Source organism: Streptomyces sp. NBC_00019 (genome assembly GCF_045041015.1).
Classification (GTDB): domain Bacteria; phylum Actinomycetota; class Actinomycetes; order Streptomycetales; family Streptomycetaceae; genus Streptomyces.
This window is the reverse complement of record NZ_CP108302.1, coordinates 4,864,284-4,885,591: the sequence shown is the minus strand read 5'-3', so window position 1 is coordinate 4,885,591 and position 21,308 is coordinate 4,864,284. Positions and strand designations below refer to the sequence as shown.

20 protein-coding genes and 1 pseudogene are annotated in these 21,308 nt (G+C 69.6%); 13 read left to right on the top strand and 8 right to left on the bottom strand.

What is annotated here, in order from left to right; genetic code table 11:
• Positions 1-19: 19 nt before the first annotated feature.
• A complete protein-coding gene (locus OHU89_RS22840; RefSeq protein WP_405645448.1) occupies positions 20-1,471 on the top strand; it encodes an NCS2 family permease in 1,452 nt (483 codons plus the stop codon).
• Positions 1,472-1,481: 10 nt separating this feature from the next.
• On the opposite strand, the gene OHU89_RS22835 is transcribed toward OHU89_RS22840, so the two are convergent.
• Complete coding sequence (locus OHU89_RS22835; RefSeq protein ID WP_405645446.1) at positions 1,482-1,670, bottom strand: ribbon-helix-helix protein, CopG family; 189 nt, start codon at positions 1,668-1,670, stop codon at positions 1,482-1,484.
• Between the two features lie 145 nt (positions 1,671-1,815).
• Here OHU89_RS22835 and OHU89_RS22830 point away from each other — a divergent pair, with 145 nt between their 5' ends.
• The 3 genes from OHU89_RS22830 to thpR all read left to right on the top strand — a co-directional run bounded on the left by OHU89_RS22830 (position 1,816) and on the right by thpR (position 4,326).
• A complete protein-coding gene (locus tag OHU89_RS22830; RefSeq protein ID WP_046259087.1) occupies positions 1,816-2,253 on the top strand; it encodes a MarR family winged helix-turn-helix transcriptional regulator in 438 nt (145 codons plus the stop codon).
• A gap of 108 nt (positions 2,254-2,361) precedes the next feature.
• The gene (locus OHU89_RS22825; protein ID WP_405645444.1) at positions 2,362-3,633 is read left to right on the top strand and encodes an MFS transporter; all 1,272 of its coding nucleotides are present in this window, start codon (positions 2,362-2,364) and stop codon (positions 3,631-3,633) included.
• Between the two features lie 120 nt (positions 3,634-3,753).
• Positions 3,754-4,326, top strand: a complete 573-nt coding sequence (gene thpR / locus OHU89_RS22820) for an RNA 2',3'-cyclic phosphodiesterase (RefSeq protein WP_405645442.1) — start codon at positions 3,754-3,756, stop codon at positions 4,324-4,326.
• A 205-nt stretch (positions 4,327-4,531) separates the two neighbouring features.
• On the opposite strand, the gene OHU89_RS22815 is transcribed toward thpR, so the two are convergent.
• On the bottom strand, positions 4,532-5,524 hold the full coding sequence (locus tag OHU89_RS22815) for an aldo/keto reductase (protein ID WP_405645440.1): 993 nt from the start codon (positions 5,522-5,524) through the stop codon (positions 4,532-4,534).
• Positions 5,525-5,698: 174 nt separating this feature from the next.
• Between OHU89_RS22815 and OHU89_RS22810 the strand changes: the two genes are divergently transcribed.
• Entirely contained in the window at positions 5,699-6,577 is an 879-nt protein-coding gene (locus OHU89_RS22810; RefSeq protein ID WP_405645438.1) for a nuclear transport factor 2 family protein, read from the top strand.
• 149 nt (positions 6,578-6,726) lie between these two features.
• Here the strand turns inward: OHU89_RS22810 and OHU89_RS22805 are convergent, their stop codons facing one another.
• Positions 6,727-7,407 carry an SGNH/GDSL hydrolase family protein gene (locus OHU89_RS22805; protein ID WP_405645436.1) on the bottom strand — a complete coding sequence of 227 codons (681 nt, stop codon included), beginning with the start codon at positions 7,405-7,407 and terminating at the stop codon, positions 6,727-6,729.
• Between the two features lie 85 nt (positions 7,408-7,492).
• Here OHU89_RS22805 and OHU89_RS22800 point away from each other — a divergent pair, with 85 nt between their 5' ends.
• Positions 7,493-8,464 carry a WD40 repeat domain-containing protein gene (locus OHU89_RS22800; protein ID WP_405645435.1) on the top strand — a complete coding sequence of 324 codons (972 nt, stop codon included), beginning with the start codon at positions 7,493-7,495 and terminating at the stop codon, positions 8,462-8,464.
• Between the two features lie 15 nt (positions 8,465-8,479).
• Here the strand turns inward: OHU89_RS22800 and OHU89_RS22795 are convergent, their stop codons facing one another.
• Positions 8,480-9,241, bottom strand: coding sequence for a TetR/AcrR family transcriptional regulator (locus OHU89_RS22795; RefSeq protein ID WP_405645434.1), 762 nt, complete (start codon positions 9,239-9,241; stop codon positions 8,480-8,482).
• 91 nt (positions 9,242-9,332) lie between these two features.
• Between OHU89_RS22795 and OHU89_RS22790 the strand changes: the two genes are divergently transcribed.
• A complete protein-coding gene (locus tag OHU89_RS22790) occupies positions 9,333-10,298 on the top strand; it encodes an ATP-binding cassette domain-containing protein (protein WP_405645432.1) in 966 nt (321 codons plus the stop codon).
• Entirely contained in the window at positions 10,295-11,116 is an 822-nt protein-coding gene (locus OHU89_RS22785; RefSeq protein ID WP_405645430.1) for an ABC transporter permease, read from the top strand. The genes OHU89_RS22790 and OHU89_RS22785 overlap by 4 nt, the downstream gene beginning before the upstream one ends.
• A 57-nt stretch (positions 11,117-11,173) precedes the next feature.
• Here the strand turns inward: OHU89_RS22785 and OHU89_RS22780 are convergent.
• Positions 11,174-12,396: pseudogene (locus OHU89_RS22780) on the bottom strand (RNA-guided endonuclease InsQ/TnpB family protein).
• A 402-nt stretch (positions 12,397-12,798) separates the two neighbouring features.
• Here OHU89_RS22780 and OHU89_RS22775 point away from each other — a divergent pair.
• On the top strand, positions 12,799-14,322 hold the full coding sequence (locus OHU89_RS22775) for a cellulase family glycosylhydrolase (RefSeq protein ID WP_405645428.1): 1,524 nt from the start codon (positions 12,799-12,801) through the stop codon (positions 14,320-14,322).
• Positions 14,323-14,395: 73 nt separating this feature from the next.
• Here OHU89_RS22775 and serC read toward each other — a convergent pair whose 3' ends face one another.
• The gene (gene serC / locus OHU89_RS22770) at positions 14,396-15,514 is read right to left on the bottom strand and encodes a phosphoserine transaminase (protein WP_405645426.1); all 1,119 of its coding nucleotides are present in this window, start codon (positions 15,512-15,514) and stop codon (positions 14,396-14,398) included.
• 80 nt (positions 15,515-15,594) lie between these two features.
• Between serC and OHU89_RS22765 the strand changes: the two genes are divergently transcribed.
• From OHU89_RS22765 to OHU89_RS22750, 4 genes are all read left to right on the top strand, one after another.
• Complete coding sequence (locus OHU89_RS22765) at positions 15,595-18,519, top strand: FAD-binding and (Fe-S)-binding domain-containing protein (protein ID WP_405645425.1); 2,925 nt, start codon at positions 15,595-15,597, stop codon at positions 18,517-18,519.
• Between the two features lie 118 nt (positions 18,520-18,637).
• Complete coding sequence (locus tag OHU89_RS22760) at positions 18,638-19,573, top strand: EamA family transporter (RefSeq protein ID WP_405645423.1); 936 nt, start codon at positions 18,638-18,640, stop codon at positions 19,571-19,573.
• Positions 19,574-19,660: 87 nt separating this feature from the next.
• Positions 19,661-20,023 carry a DUF6247 family protein gene (locus tag OHU89_RS22755; protein ID WP_361484938.1) on the top strand — a complete coding sequence of 121 codons (363 nt, stop codon included), beginning with the start codon at positions 19,661-19,663 and terminating at the stop codon, positions 20,021-20,023.
• Positions 20,020-20,280, top strand: coding sequence for a hypothetical protein (locus tag OHU89_RS22750; RefSeq protein ID WP_405645421.1), 261 nt, complete (start codon positions 20,020-20,022; stop codon positions 20,278-20,280). Before OHU89_RS22755 ends, OHU89_RS22750 begins: the two co-directional genes overlap by 4 nt.
• A gap of 4 nt (positions 20,281-20,284) precedes the next feature.
• On the opposite strand, the gene OHU89_RS22745 is transcribed toward OHU89_RS22750, so the two are convergent.
• Together OHU89_RS22745 and OHU89_RS22740 are read right to left on the bottom strand one after the other, a co-directional pair.
• On the bottom strand, positions 20,285-20,491 hold the full coding sequence (locus OHU89_RS22745) for a DUF397 domain-containing protein (protein ID WP_405645419.1): 207 nt from the start codon (positions 20,489-20,491) through the stop codon (positions 20,285-20,287).
• Entirely contained in the window at positions 20,451-21,296 is an 846-nt protein-coding gene (locus OHU89_RS22740; RefSeq protein WP_405645417.1) for a helix-turn-helix domain-containing protein, read from the bottom strand. The genes OHU89_RS22745 and OHU89_RS22740 overlap by 41 nt, the downstream gene beginning before the upstream one ends.
• Between the last annotated feature and the right edge of the window lie 12 nt (positions 21,297-21,308).

The following is a 21,308-nucleotide window of genomic DNA, read 5'->3' as shown; positions in this document are numbered from 1 at the left end:
TCGTAGGAAACACCAAAACATGTCCACCTCGGCCCCCGCCAAGGTCCCCGCGCCCGATCAGCCGGGTGGTGCGCCCGCATACGGCGCCCTCGACCGTTACTTCAAGATCTCCGAGCGGGGCAGCACGCTCCCCCGCGAGGTCCGCGGCGGTTTCGCCACCTTCTTCGCGATGGCCTACATCATCGTGCTGAACCCGATCATCCTGGGCAGCGCGAAGGACATGTACGGCAACCAGCTCGACAACGGTCAGCTGGTGACGGCCACCTGTGTGACGGCGGCGTTCACCACGCTCCTCATGGGCGTCATCGGCAACGTCCCGATCGCGCTGGCCGCCGGCCTCGGTGTGAACTCGGTCGTCGCGCTCCAGCTCGCGCCCCGGATGTCCTGGCCGGACGCCATGGGCATGGTGGTGCTCGCCGGCTTCATCGTGATGCTGCTGGTCGCCACGGGTCTGCGCGAGCGCGTCATGAACGCGGTCCCCTTCGGTCTGCGCAAGGCCATCAGCATCGGTATCGGCCTGTTCATCATGCTGATCGGCCTCGTCGACTCCGGCTTCGTCTCCCGCATCCCGGACGTCGCCCAGACGACCGTCCCGCTTCAGCTCGGCGGCAACGGCCACCTCGACGGCTGGCCGGTCCTGGTCTTCATCCTGGGCGCCCTGCTCACCCTGGCGCTCATCGTCCGCAAGGTCTCCGGCGCGATCCTCATCTCGATCGTCGCCATGACCGTCGTAGCGATGATCATCGAGGCCGTCGCCAAGGTCCCGTCCTGGGGTCTGACGACGCCGAAGTGGCCCGGCAATCCGGTCGCCACCCCCGACTTCGGGCTGCTCGGCAAGGTCAGTCTGTTCGGCGGCTTCGAGAAGGTCGGCGTGCTGACCGGCGTCCTCTTCGTCTTCACGGTCCTGCTGTCGTGCTTCTTCGACGCGATGGGCACGATCATGGGCGTCAGCGACGAGGCGAAGCTGACCGACGCCCAGGGGCAGATGCCGGGCATCAACAAGGTCCTGTTCGTCGACGGCCTCGCGGTCGCCGCGGGCGGTGCCAGCTCCTCCTCGGCCACCACCGCCTTCGTGGAGTCCACGGCGGGTGTCGGCGAGGGCGCGCGCACCGGCTTCGCGAACGTCGTCACCGGTGGCCTCTTCACCGTGGCGCTGTTCCTGACTCCCGTGGCCACGATGGTCCCGTCCCAGGCGGCGACCCCGGCGCTGCTCGCGGTGGGCTTCCTGATCCTGTCCAACTCGGTCAAGGAGATCGACTGGGCGGACTACACGATCGCCATCCCGGCCTTCGTGACCATGGTGATGATGCCGTTCACGTACTCGATCACCAACGGCATCGGCATGGGCTTCATCACCTTCGTGGTGCTGCGGCTGGCGGCCGGGCGGGGCAAGGAGATCCCCGCCGCGATGCATGTCGTCGCCGCCGTCTTCGCCTTCTACTACCTGATGCCGGCCCTGGGCCTCACATGATCCGGAAGGGTCACGTGACCCCGTAGAACTTCTCCGTCTCCTCGACGGCGGTCTGGAACCGCTCGTCGAAGTCATCCCGGATGAGCGTTCGGACGACATAGTCCTGGACGCTCATTCCCCTTTTTGCCGCATGGTCCCGGAGCCGTTCGAGCAGCTCCCCGTCTATCCGCAGGCTGAGCACGCTGGTCCCCATGGACACGAGGGTCGCGGGCCTCGACGGGTGGCGTTCACATTCCGCTGCCGTCTCACTCGTACGGGTGATGATCCTGTTTTAGTGGCCCGCCTCACGGGAATCCTTGCGCGCGCCAGCTTGTTTAGCGAGAGTAATGAGTTACGCTAAAGAGATGCCGGACCTTACGCATGGCGACGACGCTGCCGCCGTGAACTCCCTACGCTCCGCCGTGATGCGACTGTCCCGTCGGCTCAAGCACCAGCGGGTCGACGAGTCGCTGAGCCCCACCGAGATGTCGGTCCTGGGCACCCTCTCCATCTGCGGCAAGGCCACCCCGGGCGAGCTCGCCCGCAAGGAACATGTGCAGCCGCCCTCGATGACCCGCATCGTGGCGCTGCTCGAGGGCAAGGGGCTGGTCCGTCTCGAGCCGCATCCCGAGGACCGGCGCCAGAAGGTCGTCACGAAGACGGAACAGGCCGAGGCGATGCTCGCCGAGAGCCGCGCCAAGCGCAACGCCTTCCTGGCCACCCTGGTCGACGGACTGGACGAGGACGAGTGGGCCAAACTGCGCGCCGCCGCCCCCGTGCTGGAGAAGCTCGCACACCTGTAATCGGTCCTGAGGAGGCGAATCCTTTTGAGTACGGGATCCGGAGCAGACTCCGCCCCCGCACCGTCCACCTCTACCCGCGAGCATCCCGACAGGTCCTCGAAGTCCTCGATGTTCAGCTCCCTGAAGAGCCGGAACTACCGGCTCTTCTTCGCCGGCCAGGTCGTCTCCAACACCGGCACCTGGATGCAGCGCATCGCTCAGGACTGGCTGGTCCTCAGCCTCACCGGCTCCTCGACCGCCGTCGGCGTCACGACCGCGCTCCAGTTCCTGCCGATGCTGCTCTTCGGGCTCTACGGCGGTGTCCTCGTCGACCGTCTGCCCAAGCGGCCCACGCTGCTGGTCACCCAGTCCGCGATGGCCGTCACCGGTCTCGCGCTCGCCTTCCTGACCCTCTCCGGGCATGTGGAGGTCTGGCACGTCTATCTGGCCGCCTTCGCCGTCGGTCTCGCGACCGTCGTCGACAACCCGGCCCGTCAGACCTTCGTCTCCGAGATGGTCGGCCCCGACCAGCTGCAGAACGCGGTCAGCCTGAACTCCGCGAACTTCCAGTCCGCCCGTCTGATCGGCCCCGCCGTCGCGGGCCTCATGATCACCGGCGTCGGCACCGGCTGGGCGTTCCTCGCCAACGGCATGTCGTTCGTCGCGCCCATCGCGGGCCTGCTGCTGATGCGGTCGCGCGACCTGCACGTCGTCGAGCGGGCCCCGCGCGGCAAGGGCCAGCTGCGGGAGGGACTCCACTACGTCGCGGGCCGCCCGGACCTGATCTGGACCATCGTCCTGGTCGGTTTCGTCAGCACCTTCGGCTTCAACTTCCCGGTGTACCTGTCGGCCTTCGCCGACGACGTCTTCCACGCGGGCGCCGGCTCCTACAGCCTCTTCAACACCCTGATGGCGGTCGGCTCCCTCGCCGGCGCCCTGCTCGCCGCCCGGCGCGGCACCGCCCGGATGCGGGTGCTGGTCGCGGGCGCGGTGGCCTTCGGCACGCTGGAGATAGTGGCCGCGCTCGCCCCGTCCCTGTGGCTCTTCGCCCTGCTCATGGTCCCGATCGGCATGTTCGGCATGACGGTCAACGTCACCGCCAACAGCAGCGTCCAGCTGAGCACCGACCCGGCGATGCGGGGCCGGGTGATGTCCCTCTACATGATGGTGTTCATGGGCGGCGCCCCTCTGGGCGCCCCGATCGCCGGCTGGATCACCGACGCGTACGGCGTCCGGGCGGGCCTCGCGGCCGGCGGTGTGATCGCCGCCTCGGCAGCCGTGACGATCGGCCTGTTCCTGGCCCGCGTCGGCAACCTGCGCCTGTCGGTGGGCTGGCACCACGGGCATCCGCGGGTGGGCCTGGTCCCGCGGGAGCGGGAGCGGCTGGCGACGGCCGCGTAGGAAGTTCCGGCTGGTCGGCCCGGAGGGCCGGAGTGTCCCCGTGCGGCTCGCTCCCTCCGGGCCGACGGCTGTCCGGGCTACCCCGACTCCGCGTTCCCTGCCTGGTGACAGGCTGGCCTCATGAGACTCTTCGCCGCCGTGCTGCCCCCGCAGGAAGTCGCTCGGGAACTCGCCGCGGAGGTGGACGAGCTGAGGCGGCTCCCCGGCGCGGACGGGCTGCGCTGGACGGGCCGGCCGGGGTGGCACTTCACGCTCGCGTTCTACGGCGAGGTGGAGGACGACGTCGTGGCGGAACTGTCGGCGAGGCTCGAGCGGGCGGCCGCGCGCACCGCTCCCTTCGAGCTGGCGGTGCGGGGCGGCGGGCAGTTCGGGCACGGGCGGGCGCTGTGGGCGGGAGCCTGCGGCGAGGTGCCGGCGCTGCGGCTGCTGGCGGACCGTGCGGAGGCGGCGGCGCGGAAGGCGGGGGTGCCGATGGGGGAGCACCGGCGGTACAAGGCCCATCTGACGCTGGCGCGCAGCCGGTCGGACGTGGACGTGCGGCCGTATGTCTCCGCGCTCGAGGGGTTCAAGAGCGCTGCGTGGACCGTGGGCGAGCTGGCGCTGGTCCGCAGCGACCTGCCGAAGTCGGGGGTGCCGGGGGAGCAGCCGCGCTACGAGGTGGTCGCCCGGTGGGCGCTCGGCGGGGCCGGTTAGGCTCGGGGGGTGGACCCGAAGAGCCGTAACCGGATCATGGCCGTTGTGCTGGTGCTGATGTTTGTCGTGGTGGCGGTGGCGTCGGTGCTCGGTAGGTAGTTGCTGAGCGGGGAGCCTGGGGAACTGCGGCCGGCTTTCGGCTGCGGGCCGTGTGTGGCTGGTCGCGCAGTTCCCCGCGCCCCTAAGGGCGCCTCGCCTCGGGGCGTTACCAGGCGAAGGCCTCCGGCGACGGGCCCGGGCCCGGGAAGATCTCGTCCAGGCCGGTCAGCAGTTCCTCGCTCAGCTCCAGCTCGACGGCCCTGATCGCCGACGCGAGCTGTTCTGCCGTACGCGGGCCGACGATCGGGCCGGTCACGCCGGGGCGGGTCAGGAGCCAGGCCAGGGCGGCCTCGCCGGGTTCGAGCCCGTGCTTGTCGAGGAGATCCTCGTACGACTGGATCTGGGCGCGGATGGTGGTGTTGGCGAGGGAGTCGGCGGCCCGGCCACTCGCCCGGCGCCCGCCCTCGACCTCCTTCTTGATGACACCGCCGAGCAGCCCGCCGTGCAGCGGGGACCACGGGATGACGCCGAGCCCGTACTCCTGCGCGGCCGGGATGACCTCCATCTCGGCGCGGCGCTCGGCGAGGTTGTAGAGGCACTGCTCGCTGACGAGCCCGATGGTGCCGCCGCGCCGGGCGGCGATCTCGTTGGCCTGGGCGATCTTGTACCCGGGGAAGTTGCTCGACCCTACGTAGAGGATCTTGCCCTGCTGGACGAGGACGTCGACCGCCTGCCAGATCTCCTCGAAGGGGGTGGCGCGGTCGACGTGATGGAACTGGTAGACGTCGATGTAGTCGGTCTGCAGCCGCTTGAGGCTCGCGTCCACCGCCCGCCGGATGTTGAGGGCGGACAGCTTGTCGTGGTTCGGCCAGGAGGGGCCGTCGCCGGCCATGTTGCCGTAGACCTTGGTGGCGAGGACGGTCTTGTCGCGATGCGTGGGGCTCTTCGCGAACCAGTTGCCGATGATCTCCTCGGTACGGCCCTTGTTCTCGCCCCAGCCGTACACGTTGGCGGTGTCGAAGAAGTTGATGCCCGCGTCGAGGGCCGAATCCATGATCGCGTGGGAGTCGGCTTCATCGGTCTGCGGGCCGAAGTTCATGGTGCCGAGGACGAGTCGGCTGACCTTGAGTCCGGTGCGTCCGAGCTGCGTGTACTTCATGTCTCCCTAGCCAACGGCGTGGAGTGCGCTCTAGGCAAGGGTGATCTTGAGCCTTGACGCTAACTGGAGGTTAGTGCTTTCCTGTGGAAAGTTAGAGCTTGAAGTTTCAATATTCATGGTCTGGAGAGCCCTGTGTCCCCCACCACGCCTGTCCGCAAGGCAGTTGTCGCTGTCATGGCCGCCACCGCGGTACTGACTGCGGCGGCCGCACCGGCCGTCGCGGCACCGCGCCCGGCATCCGTCGGCCACCCCGACTCCGCCCGCCTCGGCTATCAGAAGGCAGTCGCCGAACGCGTCCTCAAGGGCGTCTTCGAGCGCGGCGACACCACGGTCGTGGACCGTTTCGTACGGCCGGACTACATCCAGCACAACCCGTTCGCACCGGACGGAGCGGAGACGCTGAAGGGGCTGGCGACGTCGGTGCACGCCCAGTTCCCGGACGCGGTGTACGGCATCAAGCGGGTGCTCTCGGAGGGCGACCTGGTCCTGGTGCACTCGAACGTCGTCCTGACGCCGGGCGACCGCGGTCAGGCCGTCTTCGACATCTTCCGCTTCCAGGGTGGGAAGATCGCCGAGCACTGGGACGTGGGGCAGACCGTGCCGGAGTCGTCGGTGAACGGCAACGACATGTTCTCCACGGTGAGTTGGCCACGGACGACAGAGCCGGGTCCGGGGTTCCTCACCGGGTACAACAAGAAGCTGGTCACGGCCGCCTTCGACCAACTGCTCGTGAAGAAGGACCTGTCGGCGATCGACCGCTACTGGGGCCGTGAATACCACCAGCACAACCCCGGTATCGCGGACGGCGTGGCAGGCGTGAAGTCAGGGCTGGGCGCATACTTCGCGGCCTTCCCCGAGCTGAAGGTGGAGCCCAAGCGCATCATCGCCGAGGGCGACCTGGTGGCCGTCCACAGCCGTTACATCCCGGCACCGGGAGAACGGGGCCAGGCGATCGTGGACCTCTTCCGGGTACGGGCCGGCAAGATCGTGGAGCACTGGGACGTGATCCAGGACGTTCCGGCGAGCGCGGCGAACGACAACGGAATGTTCTAGCCCCCCGGCCCCCCGAGCCCCGGATCCCCCGAGCCCCCGATCCCCCGTGAAGGGGGCGGCGATTGGCAGATGTGTCCCACGCCGCCCCCTCACCACCTGCACTTTCCCGCGCGAGGGCCGGGACGGATCTGCCAATCCCTCCCACCCCGTCAGACGGCCGGACCGTACGCCTTCCCGATGGCCCATCCCTGGCTCATCGCCTCCGCGAAAGCCGCCGCGATCTTGTGTTCGCCGCTCGCGTTCGGGTGGGTGCCGTCGTAGGTGTCGTGGTTGATGTCGTACGACTCCGGTGGCGAGGCCAGCAGTAGCGGGGAGCGGGGCTCGTCCAGGTCGGCCACCGCCTTGGCCAGGAGTTCGTTGAAGAGGGTGACCTGGGTGCCGAAGGGCGGGTCGTCCTGGGCCCGGACGTTCGGGATGACCGGGAGCAGCACCATGCGGATGCGGGGCTGCGCCGCGCGCGCCTCCGTGACGAAGGCGCGGACGTTGTCCGCCGTCTGTTCCGCGTTCGTGTAGAAGCCCAGGTCGATGAGGCCCAGCGAGACCAGCAGGACGTCGGCCCGGCAGGAGCGGACCGCGTCACCGATCAGCGGAGCCATGTGCAGCCACCCCTCGCCCCAGCCGGCGAGATGGGCGCGGGGGAAGTCCGGGTCGGCGTACTCGTACGAGGTGGGTGTGTCCGTCGCCTTGTCGTGGAGTGTCTCGCGCGGGCCGACGAGGGCGAAGGGGCGGCCGTGGGTGTCGCGCAGGTGCTGCCACATCCGGTAGCGCCATGTGTGTTCGCCCGCGCTTCCGATCGTCATGGAGTCGCCGACGGGCATGAACCTGAGCATCCGCTCATGATGAATGATCAGCGGGAGCGGTGGGGTGTGAGGCCGGACACGTGAACGGCCTTCCGGGGATGGCAAGCTTGGGCTCATGCGTGCGCTACTCGGTGTTGTCGGAGCCACTGCCCTGCTCGTTCTCACGGGCGCGAGCCCCGCGTCCGCCGCCGACGGGGACAACGGGTTCACCATCGAGGATCCGCGCATCACCGAGTCCAGCGGGCTCGCCGCGTCCCGTCAGCACCCGGGCATCTACTGGACCCACAACGACCAGGACACCGGCACCTACCTCTACGCCGTCGACAGCTCCACCGGGAAGACCGTCGCGAGGATCACCCTGAAGGGTGTCGGCACCCAGCGGGACGTCGAGGCCGTAGCCATCGGGCCCGACAACCAGATCTACGTCGGGGACATCGGTGACAACGACGGGGTGACCTGGCCCTACGTCTGGATCTACCAGCTGCCCGAGCCCAAGGAGCTCAAGGACCAGACGATCCGCGCCAAGCAGTACGTCGTGAAGTACTCCGACGGCTCCCGTGACGCGGAGTCGATGATCGTCCATCCGAAGACCGGGCGCGTCTACCTCATCGACAAGCAGGAGGACGGCGGGCATCTGTACGAGGGTCCCGCCAAGCTCTCCACCTCCGGCACCAACGTCTTCAGGCCCGCCGCCGCCGTCGACCTCTGGGCCACCGACGCCGCCTTCTCGCCGAACGGCCGACAGCTCGCCGTACGCGGCTACTTCGGCGGCATCTGGTACGACTGGAACGGCGGCGACCTCAAGCGCGGCAGCCGGATCAGCGTGCCCATCGGGCAGGGGGAGTCCGTCAGTTACTCGCCGGACGGCACCAAGCTGATGCTCGGCAGCGAGGGCGCCGGCAGCGAGGTGGTGGCCGAGGACGCGCCCGGGGGCGACGGCTCGTCCGACTCGCCGTCCGGCAACGGGGGTTCGGGCCAGGCCGACGGCGACGGCGGCTCCGACAGCAAGAACGTCAAGGTCGGCGCCCTCGCCGTGGCCGTCGCCGCGGCCGTCGTGTTCGGGTTCCGGGTGCTGCGCCGCAGGTGAGCCGCCGGGCCCGGATCACTGTTCCGTCCGGCGCCGCGACACGATGACTTCCAGGCCGTCGAGGATGCGCTGAAGGCCGAACTCGAAGTGGTCGAAGTCGGTGCCGAACGCGTCGTCCGAGAGGGCGGCGAGCACCGGGTAGCGACCGCTGGCCATGACCTTCTCCAGCGTCGGCACCTGTGCCTGCCAGAACTCCGCGTCCGTCAGGCCCGTGCGGCGCTCCACCTCCTGCTGGTACAGCTGGGTGCGGGCGGCGCCGACGACGTAACCGTCGATCATGATGATCGCCGAGACCAGCTCGGGGTCGGTCAGGCCCATCGGCTTGATGAGGGTGAGGACCTTCTCCATGCCGTCCAGGGCGCTCGGGCCGAGGATCGGGCGGGACTGGTTGACCTGGAGCAGCCAGGGGTGCCGGCGGTAGAGGGCGAGGGTTGCCCGGCCCAGGGCCTCCAGGGCCGAGCGCCAGTCGCCGTCGCCCAGGTCCGCCGGGTTCTCGGACGGCTTCTGCACCCGGTCCAGCATCAGGTCGAGCAGCTCGGCCTTGCCGGGGACGTACCGGTACAGCGACATCGCGCCGGTGCCGAGCTCGCCGGCGACGCGGCGCATCGACACCGCGTCCAGACCGTCGGCGTCCGCCACCTGGACGGCCGCTTCCACGATCCGGTCCAGGGTCAGGGCCGGTTTGGGCCCGCGGCTGGGGCGCCGGCCCGTGTCCCACAGCAGCTCAAGGGTGCGGACGATGTCTCCGCCGCCGCTGGTCTCCGAACTGCTCGTCATGGGTGCAGCTTAGTTCCCCGGAAATTAATTGGGTACGGCGTACGCGTAATCGGGTACGGTGTACTCAGTTAAGGAGACCAAGGGGGTACCCATGACCGACGGATACGCGGTGCGTGCCGAGGCACTGGAGAAGCGGTACGGCGAGAAGCGCGCCCTCGACGGCTTCGACCTTGCCGTCCGCGAGGGCACCGTGCACGGACTGCTCGGGCCGAACGGCGCGGGCAAGACCACGGCCGTCCGCATCCTGGCCACGCTCCTGCGGTTGGACGGCGGACACGCGACCGTGGCCGGCCTGGACGTGGCCCGGCACTCGCGCGAGGTGCGCGCCCGCATCGGGCTGACCGGGCAGTACGCGGCCGTGGACGAGGTGCTCACGGGCCGGCAGAACCTGGAGATGTTCGGCAGGCTCTTCCACCTCGGCGGCCGGCGGGCCAAGTCCCGCGCCACCGACCTGCTGGAGCAGTTCGACCTCACCGACGCCGCGGACAAGGGCGTCGGCAAGTACAGCGGCGGCATGCGGCGCCGCCTCGACCTCGCCGCCTCGATGATCCTCGCCCCGGCCGTCCTCTTCCTGGACGAGCCCACCACCGGACTCGACCCCCGCAGCCGGGGCGAAGTCTGGGACTCCGTAAGGGCGTTGGTGGCGAGCGGCACCACCGTGCTGCTGACCACGCAGTATCTGGAGGAGGCCGACAAGCTGGCCTCCCGCATCACCGTCATCGACCAGGGGCGCTCCATCGCCGACGACACCCCGGACGGGCTGAAGAGCAGGGTCGGCGGCGACCGCATCGAGGTCGTGGTCGCCGAGCGGGCCGACATCCCGCAGGTGGTGAAGGTCGTCGCCCGCGTCTCGGACGGCGAACCCGAGGCGGAGGAAGGCGAGTTGCGCGTGCACGCCCCGGTCGTCGACCGCGTCTCGGCACTCACCGAGGTGGCCCGCACCCTCCAGGACGAGGGCGTCCGCGTCGAGGACATCGGGCTGCGCAGGCCCAGCCTCGACGACGTGTTCCTGCGCCTGACCGGACACCGCACGGAGAAGGAGGAGACAGCCGCATGAGCACCGTCGACCTGACCGGACCGGCCACCCGCGGCCGCGCCTACTGGATCCTCACCGACGTCTGGAACATCGTCCGCCGAGGCCTCACCCACTACCAGCGCCAGCCCATCAACATCGCCTGGCAGCTGGGCTTCCCGATCCTCTCCGTCCTCCTCTACGGCTATGTCTTCGGCAGCGCCATGCAGGTGCCCGGCGGCGGGGACTACAAGGACTTCCTGATGCCCGGGATGTTCGTGATGACGATGGCGTTCGGCTTCATCAACACCGCGACGCTCGTGGTGTACGACGCCACGAAGGGCGTGATCGACCGGTTCCGCTCCATGCCGATGGCGTCCTCGGCGGTCGTGGCCGGGCGCGGGGTCACCGATCTGCTGGTCGCCTGTGCCGAGTTGGCCATCATGATGCTGACCGCGATCGCCATGGGCTGGCGGCCGGACGGGGGCCTGGGCTTCCTCGCCGCGTTCGGGCTGCTGCTGTGGCTGCGGTTCGCGCTGATCTGGATCGGTGTGTGGCTGGGGCTGATCGTGCCCAACCCGGAGGCGGCGGGCGGTCTGTTCGCGGTGGCCTTCCCCCTCACGATGATCTCCAGCATCTTCGTCGCACCCCAGCTGATGCCCGACTGGCTCGGCGCCGTGGCCTCCTGGAACCCGATCTCCTCCACGGCCGCCGCCACCCGCGACCTCTTCGGCACCCCGGTCGGCGGCGGGGACTCCTGGGTCGAGCAGCACGCGCTGCTCATGGCGTACGTGTGGCCCGTGATCCTTACGGCGATCTTCCTGCCCTTGGCGGTACGCAGCTTCCAGAAGCTCAGTCGTTGACTTGCTCCTCGGGCTGAAGCCCGAGGATTCTGGCCGTCCCGACCCAATCCCGTGCCGTTACGCGGCACGGGATTGGGTCGGGAATCCGTGGCTTCCTGTTTCTTCACGCTGTGCCGGGACTGCTCCTGGTCTTACCGGCGCTCCGCAGGCCGATACCGCCAGTCCGGCGGCCGTCTCGATGTTGAGTGCGGCGTTGGTGTCCCGGTCGTGGACGGTGCCGCAGGCGGTACAGGTCCACTCCCGGACGTTCAGGGGCTTGGGTCCGTCCTTGACGCCGCAGGTGGAGCAGACCTGACTTGTCGGCTCGAACCGGCCGATAGTGACCAGGGTGCGGCCATACCGTTCCGCTTTGTATTTCAGCATGCCGATGAACGAGGACCATCCGGCGTCGTGCACGGACTTGGCCAGCTTCGTGCGGGCCAGTCCCGCCACCGACAAGTCCTCCACAGCGATCCCTTGGTTCTCGGAGATCAGCATCGTGGAGAGCTGGTGGTGGAACTCGCGGCGTGCGTCAGCAACTTTGGCGTGGGCGCGGGCGACCTTGAGGCCTGCCTTGGCTCGGTTCTTTGATCCTTTCTGTTTGCGGGACAGCTCCCTCTGGGCCTTCTTCAGTTTCTTCTCTGCGCGGCGCAGGAAGCGCGGGGAGTCGATCTTCGTGCCGTCGGAGAGGACCGCGAAGTGGGTGAGGCCGAGATCGATGCCGATGGTGCGGTCGGTGTCGGGCATCCGGATCGCGTCGGCGGCGGGGTCCGTGTCGATGACGAAGGAGGCGAAATACCGTCCGGCGGCGTCCTTGATGACGGTGACGGAGGTGGGGTGGCGGGCAGGGTTCGGGACCATTTCACCTTCACCTTGCCGATCTTCGGCAGGTTCAGACGGCCGCTGTCGGTGATGCTCCAGCGGGCATTCGTAGTGAACCGGATCGACTGCCGGGTGTCCTTGCGGGACTTGAACCGTTGCGGGCCCACCTTCGGTCCCTTGCGCTCGCCTTTGAGGGAGGCGAAGAAGTTGCGGTAGGCCCTGTCGGCGTCCCGCAGGGACTGCTGAAGCACCACCGCGGAGACCTCACCGAGCCAGGACCGCTCGGCTGTCCGCTTGGCCTCGGTGACCAGCTTCCGGGACAGCTGACCGGCCGTCGGGAACGGCTGCCCCTCCTTGCGGGCGTCTTCACGGGCGCGGACCGCGTCGTTGAACACGACACGCGCGCACCCGAACGCCCGCGCCAACCCGATGCGCTGACCCGGCTCGGGGTAGAGGCGAAACGCGTATCGGAGCTGCATGACGATCACCCTAAATACGCGTTCTGGGGCACCGTCACAGAAGATCGGAATCGATCGCGATCGTCTGCCTGTCTGATGTTCGTGCCCAGGTTCGACATCTCACGCCCGCCGATGATCACCGTGCGCGTGTGGTGCGGGCCGGGAAGGAGACGGGCGAGGATGCTCCGCTCCGGCATCCCAGAGACCGCACCACCCTGCTCCGCAGGGCAGGACAGCGCGCCACTCCGCGTGGCGAACGTGCGATTCGCTTCATCGTCGGGTTGAAGCCCGATGCGCTACGAATGAACTCCCGTAGCGTCCAGTGTCTTGACGTGTCCATGTGACCTGACTTCCATGGGGGTGCGGGTGTGGGAGCGCTCCCACCCAGTTCCGGGCCCGCGCCTCCCGAGAGGAAGCAGCGACATGTTCCGCAGCTTGCGAAGAGCGCTGTGCGCGGTGGCCGCGGCCCTTCTTTTACCGCTGGGTGCCCAGACGGCGCAGACCGCCCAGGCCGCCGAGGTCGCGGCCGGCGCCGGTTACTGGCACACCAGCGGCCGCCAGATCCTGGACGAGGCCGGGCAGTCGGTCCGTATCGCCGGCATCAACTGGTTCGGCTTCGAGACCGGCAACTACGTGCTCCACGGCCTCTGGTCACGCGACTACAAGAGCATGATCGACCAGATGAAGTCGCTGGGCTACAACACGATCCGCATCCCGTTCAGCGACGACATCTTCAAGTCGGGGACCGTCCCCAACAGCATCGACTTCTCCAGCGGCAAGAACGCCGACCTGCAAGGACTCAACTCCCTCCAGATCCTGGACAAGATCGTCTCGTACGCCGGTCAGGACGGCCTCAAGGTCATCCTCGACCGGCACCGCCCGGACTCCGGCGGCCAGTCGGCGCTCTGGTACACCTCGGCGGTCCCGGAGTCGACCTGGATCGCCAACCTTCGTGCGCTGGCGACCCGTTACCTCGGCCAGGACACCGTCGTGGGCATCGACATCCACAACGAGCCGCACGACCCCGCCTGTTGGGGCTGCGGTGACACCACGAGGGACTGGCGCCTCGCCGCCCAACGGGCCGGCAACGCGATCCTCGCCGTCAATCCGGAGCTGCTGATCTTCGTCGAGGGCGTCCAGACGTACAACGGCGTCTCCGGCTGGTGGGGCGGCAACCTGATGGGAGTGGCCGACCACCCGGTCCAGCTGAACGTGGCGAACCGGGTCGTCTACTCGGCGCACGACTACGCCACGTCCGTGGCCCAGCAGAGCTGGTTCAGCGATCCCACCTTCCCCGCCAACATGCCCGGCATCTGGGACAAGTACTGGGGCTACATCTTCAAGCAGAACATCGCGCCCGTGTGGGTGGGCGAGTTCGGCACGACCCTCCAGTCGACCGTGGACCAGCGGTGGCTGGCCGCGCTGGTGGACTATCTGCGGCCGACGTCGACGTACGGCTCGGACTCCTTCCACTGGACCTTCTGGTCCTGGAACCCCAACTCCGGTGACACGGGCGGGATCCTCAAGGACGACTGGCAGACCGTGGACACCGTGAAGGACGGCTACCTGGCGAGCGTCAAGGCGCCGGGCTTCCCGGCCGGCGGCGGCAGCGACCCCGGTGATCCGGGCGACCCCGGCGGCGGTACGGCGGCCTGCACCGCCGCCTACACCGTCAGCAGCGACTGGGGCGGCGGCTTCAACGCCGAGGTGAAGGTGACCAACACCGGTACGACCGCGATCAGTTCGTGGAAGGTGACCTGGACCTGGAGCGGGTCGCAGCAGGTGACGAGCGCGTGGAACGCGTCGTACACGCAGAGCGGGTCGACCGTGACCGCGTCCAACGCCGCGCACAACGGCTCTGTCGCCGCGGGCGGTTCGGCGAGCTTCGGGTTCGGCGGGGCGCCCGGGGGCGGGGGTGTGCCGAGTGTGAGCTGTACGGCCGCATAGGGGAAGGGCCGTATGCGAGAAGGGCGCCCGGCTGTCCGCCGGGCGCCCTTCATCGTCGTATCGCCTCGGGCGACTACAGCTTCTCGATCACGTAGTCGACGCACTTCGTCAGCGCCTCGACGTCCGCCGGGTCGATCGCCGGGAACATGGCGACGCGGAGCTGGTTGCGGCCGAGCTTGCGGTAGGGCTCGGTGTCGACGATGCCGTTGGCGCGCAGGACCTTGGCGATCGCGGCGGCGTCGATCTCGTCGGAGAAGTCGATCGTGCCGATGACCTGGGAGCGCTTGGCGGCGTCGGCGACGAACGGGCTCGCGTACTTGCTCTCCTCGGCCCAGCCGTAGAGGCGGGTCGAGGAGTCCTTCGTACGGCCCGTGGACCAGGCGAGACCGCCCTGGCCGTTGAACCACTCCAGCTGCTGGTTGAGCAGGAAGAGGGTGGCGAGGGCCGGGGTGTTGTACGTCTGGTTCTTGCGGGAGTTGTCGATCGCCGTGGGGAGCGAGAAGAACTCCGGCACGTGACGGCCGCTCGCGTGGATGCGCTCGGCGCGCTCGATCGCGGCGGGGGAGAAGACGGCGATCCACAGGCCGCCGTCGGAGGCGAAGGACTTCTGCGGGGCGAAGTAGTAGACGTCCGTCTCGGCGATGTCGACGGGCAGACCGCCGGCGCCGCTCGTCGCGTCCACGAGGACCAGGGCGCCCTCGTCGGCACCGGCCACGCGCTTGACGGGGGCGGCGACACCGGTGGAGGTCTCGTTGTGCGTGAGGGCGTACGCGTCGACGCCCGCCTCGGCCTGCGGCTCCGGGTGCGTGCCCGGGTCGCTCGCGATGACCGTGGGCTCGGCCAGCCAGGGGGCGAGCTTGGCGGCCTTGGCGAACTTCGAGCTGAACTCGCCGAAGTTCAGGTGCTGCGACTTGTTCTCGATCAGGCCGTGGGTCGCCACGTCCCAGAACGCGGTCGAGCCGCCGTTGCCGAGGACGACCTCGTACCCCTCGGGCAGGGAGAACAGTTCACTGATGCCCTCACGCACCTGGCCGACCAGGTTCTTGACCGGGGCCTGGCGGTGTGAGGTGCCCAGCAGGGACGTACCGGTTGCGGCCAGCGCGTCCAGCGCTTCCGTCCGCACCTTGGAGGGGCCCGCGCCGAATCGACCGTCGGCGGGCTTGATGTCAGCGGGAATCTGGATCTCAGCCACGGAGTGAGGTTAGCCGGTGCGGGAAACCTGGTCGAAACGCAGTCCGTCGGCTGAGACGCGGCGTTTGGTTTGCTGGACCCATGACGGATCTAGAGGCCGCTCTGCGTAAAGCCGTCCAGGGTGACGTCCGCTTCGACGTCACCGCCCGCGCGCTGACCACCATGGACGCGTCCAACTACCGGCGGGTCCCGCTCGGTGTCGTGGCCCCACGCGACGCCGATGACGTCGCCGCCGTCCTCGCCGTGTGCCGGGAGCACTCGGTACCGGTCGTCGCGCGGGGCGGCGGTACCTCCATCGCCGGGCAGGCGACCGGCACCGGAGTGGTGCTGGACTTCACCCGGCACATGAACCGGCTGCTCTCCCTCGACCCTTTGTCGCGCACCGCCGTCGTACAGCCCGGTCTCGTCCTTGACCGGCTCCAGGAGGCCGCTGCCCCGCACGGGCTGCGTTTCGGGCCGGACCCCTCCACGCACAGCCGGTGCACGCTCGGCGGGATGATCGGGAACAACTCGTGCGGCTCGCACTCGGTGGCGTGGGGGACGACCGCGGACAGTGTGCGGGAGCTGGACGTGGTCACCGCGCGCGGGCAGCGGTTGCGGCTGGGGCAGGGGTGGGCGGGGGCGCCGGAGGGGCTGCGGGAGCTGGTGGAGGGGGACCTGGCGCGGCTGCGGACCGGTTTCCCCGAGCTGCCCCGCCGGATCTCCGGGTATGCGCTGGACGCGCTGCTGCCGGAGAGGGATGCGGATGTCGCCCGTTCCTTCTGCGGGAGCGAGGGCACTCTGGGGATCCTCACCGAAGCAGTCGTACGACTCGTCGAGTCACCACGCGCGCGTGCCCTCGCGGTGCTGGGATACCCGGACGAGGGCGCGGCCGCCGAGGCCGCTGCCGGACTGCTGCCGCACGGCCCCCTGACGGTGGAGGGCATGGCAGCCGACCTGGTGTCCGCGGCGGTGGCGCTGCCCCGTGGCGGGGCGTGGCTGTTCGTGGAGACGGGCGGCGACACGCAGGCCGAGGCACGCGCGCGTGCGGAGACGATCGTGCGGGCCGCCGATGTCATGGACGCGGTGGTCGTGACGGACCCGGCCGGTCAGCGCGCCCTGTGGCGCATCCGCGAGGACGCCAGCGGTACGGCGACCCGGATGCCGGACGGCTCCGAGGCCTGGCCCGGCTGGGAGGACTGCGCGGTGCCGCCGGCCCGGCTGGGCGCGTATCTGCGGGACTTCAGGGGGCTGCTGGGCGAGCACGGGCTGCGCGGGACGCCGTACGGCCATTTCGGGGACGGCTGCATCCACGTCCGTATCGACTTCGATCTGCTGACGGACGCGGGGGTCGGCCGCTTCCGGCGTTTCTCGGAGGAGCTCGCCGACCTGGTCGCGGCGCACGGCGGCTCACTGTCCGGCGAGCACGGGGACGGGCAGGCGCGGGCGGAGCTGCTGCCCCGGATGTACGGCACGGAGCTGGTGGGGCTCTTCGAGCGGGCGAAGGGCGTGTGGGACCCGGACGACCTGCTGAACCCCGGGATGCTGGTGCGCCCGGCGCCCCTGGACTCGAACCTCCGCTTCTCCGTCCTGCCCCGCGAGCCGGTCGACGTGGCCTTCGGCTACCCCGCCGACGGCGGTGACTTCTCCGCGGCGGTCCGCAGGTGCGTGGGCGTGGCGAAGTGCCGTACGACGTCCGCGCCCGGGTCCTCCGTCATGTGCCCGTCCTTCCGCGCGACCGGCGAGGAGGAGCACTCCACGCGCGGGCGGGCCCGGCTGCTGCACGAGATGCTCGCGGGTGCTGCATTTTCCCGGGGGACAACCCCCGGACCCCCGGCAGAAGAGCAGATCGGCCGGGATGACCAGCATGGACGTCACCCGGCAAATCCGAGTGAACTGGTCAGCGACGGCTGGCGGTCCGAGGAGGTGCGGGACGCGCTGGATCTGTGCCTGTCCTGCAAGGGGTGCCGGTCGGACTGTCCGGTCGGGGTCGACATGGCCACGTACAAGGCGGAGTTCCTGCACCACCACTACGAGGGGCGGCGCCGCCCGGCCGCGCACTACGCGATGGGGTGGCTGCCGGTGTGGCTGCGGGCGGTGGCGCGTACGCGTGCGGCGCGGGTGGCCAATGCGCTGGCCGGGGTGCGCCCGCTGGCGGCCGCCGCGAAGAGGCTCGGCGGGCTCGCTCCCGAGCGGGACATTCCGCGGCTGGCGACCAGGACGTTCAGCCGGTCGTTCAGGCCGCGGGGTGAGGGGCCGCGCGGAAGGGTCGTGCTGTGGCCGGACACCTTCACCGAGCATCTGTCGCCCGAGGTGGGGCAGGCGGCGGTACGGGTCCTGGAGGCGGCGGGCATCGGGACCGTGCTGCCGCCGACCCTGCGCACGGCGTCCGGGGGCTTCCGTCCGCTCGCGGCGCGCCGCGGCCGGGTCTGCTGCGGTCTGACGTACGTCTCCACGGGCCAGCTCGACCGCGCCCGTACGGTCCTGCGCCGCACCCTCGACCTGATGGCACCGGTACTGGAGACGGACCTCCTGGTGGTGGTCCTGGAACCGAGCTGCGCGGCGGCGCTCCGCACGGACCTGCCGGAGCTGCTCCACGACGACGAGCGGGCCGCGCGTCTCGCCTCGCGGGTGGTGACCTTCGCGGAGGCGCTGGAGCGCCTGGCGCCGGACTGGCGGCCGCCTCGCGTGGACCGTCCGGCGGTCGGCCAGACGCACTGCCACCAGCACGCGGTCCTCGGAGACACGTACGAACGCCGACTGCGGGAAGCCGCGGGCCTGACCGGTGAGCTGGCGGGCGGCTGCTGCGGACTCGCGGGCAACTTCGGCTTCGAGAAGGGCCACTTCGAGGTGTCGCGGGCCTGCGCGGAGGAACAGCTCCTGCCGGCGGTGCGGGCGGCGGCCGACGGAACGGTGGTCCTGGCGGACGGCTTCTCCTGCCGGACGCAGCTGGGACAGCTGGCGGGGGTGCGGGGGCGGCATCTGGCGGAGGTGCTGGCGGAGGGGCTGGAGGGTCCTGGGGCGTGAGCCGAGTCATCCGGAAACAGTGGCAAAAAAGGTTCACGCGCCTGACGTAGTCCATTACTGTGGACTGGTAAGTCCATCAAGATGAACGAAATCCGCGCCAAGTCCTCTGGAAGGCCCCGTGAGCACGCCGACCCCGGTTTCCGAGACCCCCGTCGCCCAGACCGCTCCGGCAGGAGCCCCGCACCGCCGGGCTTCCCTCGGTTCCATCGGTCTGGTGCTGTCCGCGGGCATCTCGGTGCAGTTCGGCGGCGCCCTCGCGGCGAGCCTGATGCCGCGGGCCGGGGCGTCCGGTGTGGTGACGCTGCGGCTGGTGGCGGCCGCGCTGGTCCTGCTCGTCGTCTGCCGGCCGAGGCTGCGCGGATACACGCGTGCGGACTGGGGCACGGTCGTCGTCTTCGGCATCACGATGGCCGGGATGAACGGGCTCTTCTACCAGTCCATCGACCGCATCCCGCTGGGCCCGGCGGTCGCCCTGGAGGTGCTCGGCCCCCTGGCGCTCTCCGTCGTCGCCTCCCGCCGGGCGGTCAACCTCGTCTGGGTGGCCCTCGCCCTCGGCGGCGTCTTCCTCCTCAGTGGCGGAGGCTTCGGCGGCCTCGACCCCGTCGGCGTGCTGTTCGCCCTGGGCGCCGGCGCCATGTGGGCGGCGTACATCGTCTTCAGCGCCCGTACGGGCCGCCGCTTCCCGCAGGCCGACGGGCTCGCCCTCGCCATGGTCGTCGCGGCGCTGGTGTTCCTGCCGCTCGGCGTCGCCGAATCCGGCGCGAAGCTCCTCGACCCCACCACGATCGCCCTCGGCTCGGCCGTGGCGGTCCTCTCCTCGGTCCTGCCCTACACCCTCGAACTCGTCGCCCTGCGCCGCCTCCCCGCCTCCACCTTCGCGATCATGATGAGCCTCGAACCGGCCATCGCCGCGACCGCCGGCTTCCTCATCCTGAACCAGGCCCTCTCCATGACCGAGGCCGCCGCGATCGCCCTGGTCATCGCGGCGAGCATGGGGGCGGTGCGGACTCAGGTGGGACGGGGGAAGGCCAAGGTTCACAAGGACGCTTCCTGACGGTTGCTGCGGCGGGGCGAGGTGTGCCGGCACTAGAGTCGGGCTCGTGCCCGGGAAGTAAGACGGGGGTAACGAAGGGAACGGCGCATGAGTCTGCAGCACACCGAAGTGGCGGGCGACGGACCGCTGATCCCTCGCCCCGAGCGCACCCCGGCTGCGTTGCGTGCCGCCTGTGCTGTCGTGGCTCCCCAGTTGGTCGCCGCGTATGACCAGGCCAAGGACCAGGCCCTCGCGGATGCCGTCGCGCACGGCTCGCTGGGGCCGGTCCACGCCTATCTGTCCCACTGGGCAGCTCTCCTGGAGATCGAACGCCACCCGGAGACAGCGAAGGCGTACCACCGTGCCGAGTACCTCGCCCACATCACGGCAGAGCCGACCGAAGCCCACGAGCACCTGACGACCGCAAGCGGCATCTACCGTGCCGCAGCGGAGGCGGTGCGCGGCGAGTGACCTGGAGCTGGGAGTACGTGCCCGACGAGGAGACCGTGGCGGCCGGAGCGCCGACGGCGTTCCTGGCCGAGGTGGAGAAGAAGGCCGACGAACTGGTCCGGGCCGCCGAAGTCCTCCATCTCCATGGGGCCGGGTACCAAGGAGCGGACGAAGGAGCGAAGCACGCGTTCGTCGCCGGAGGCTTCTTCGTCTACATGGTCACACCGCGGTCGGAACTCGTCAGCATCTGGCAGATCACGCCCGATCCTCTTACCTGAAAGGTCAGACGAGGGGCTCCTGCGCGGCTCCGGCGACGAAGGCGGCGAAGGTCTCCGGGGTGACGGAGAACCCCCCGGCGCCGGGGTTCTTGGAGTCACGGACGGCGATGTGAGCCCTGAGATCGGCGACCTCGACGCACTCGCCGCCGCTGCTTCCGCTGTACGACGACTTACGCCACTGCGCTCGCGTCAGGTTCAGGTTGCTCCCCATAGCGTTCCTCCATCACGCGGGCGATCAAGGCGGCCGAGTCTCTCGGCGAGAGGGCCGCAGCCTGCAAGCGAGCGTAACCGAGAGAACGCTCTTTGATCACTGGCGGATTGGCGGTCAGATGGCCCTGGTCGTAGCTCTCGCTGTAGTGCAGATCCGGATCGCTGTCGAACCGGAACAGCGTGAACGAGCCCATCATCCCGGCATGTTGCCCCGCAGAGAACGGCAGCACCTGGATCTCCATCCACTGGCGGCCGAACAGGCTCAGCAGGTGTGCCAGTTGCTCCCGCATGACCTCCCGGCCGCCGATCTCGCGATACAGCACCGCCTCGTCCAGCACGACCCACAACACCGGCGGCTGCTCCCGCGCCAGGATGCGCTGCCGGTCCATCCGTGCCGCCACCATCTCGTCGAGCCGGTCCGAGTGCTCGACGCCGAGTACGGCTCGTGCGTAGGCCTCCGTCTGCAGGAGCCCGTGCACCAACTGAGCCTGGTACGTAGCGATGAACCCCGCCTTCGCCTCCATCTCCGCGTACGGCTGAAACCAGTTCGGCAACTGACTCCGCAGCACCAGCCCCACCAGCCGCGAGAACATCCCGTCCGTCCCCAGCGCCGCATCCACCCGCTCGGAGAACTCCCGCTGCGGCACCTTCGCCGCCGTCTCGATCTGCCCGATCAGCGACCCGGTACAGAACACGATCGCCCCGAGCTGCGCCAGCGTCAGCCCCGCCTCCTCCCGTACGCGGCGCAGCTCGTAGCCGTAGTAGTCCAACGGCGATGCGCTGGGGTCGAGTTCACGGATCCGCATGCCGACCACCTC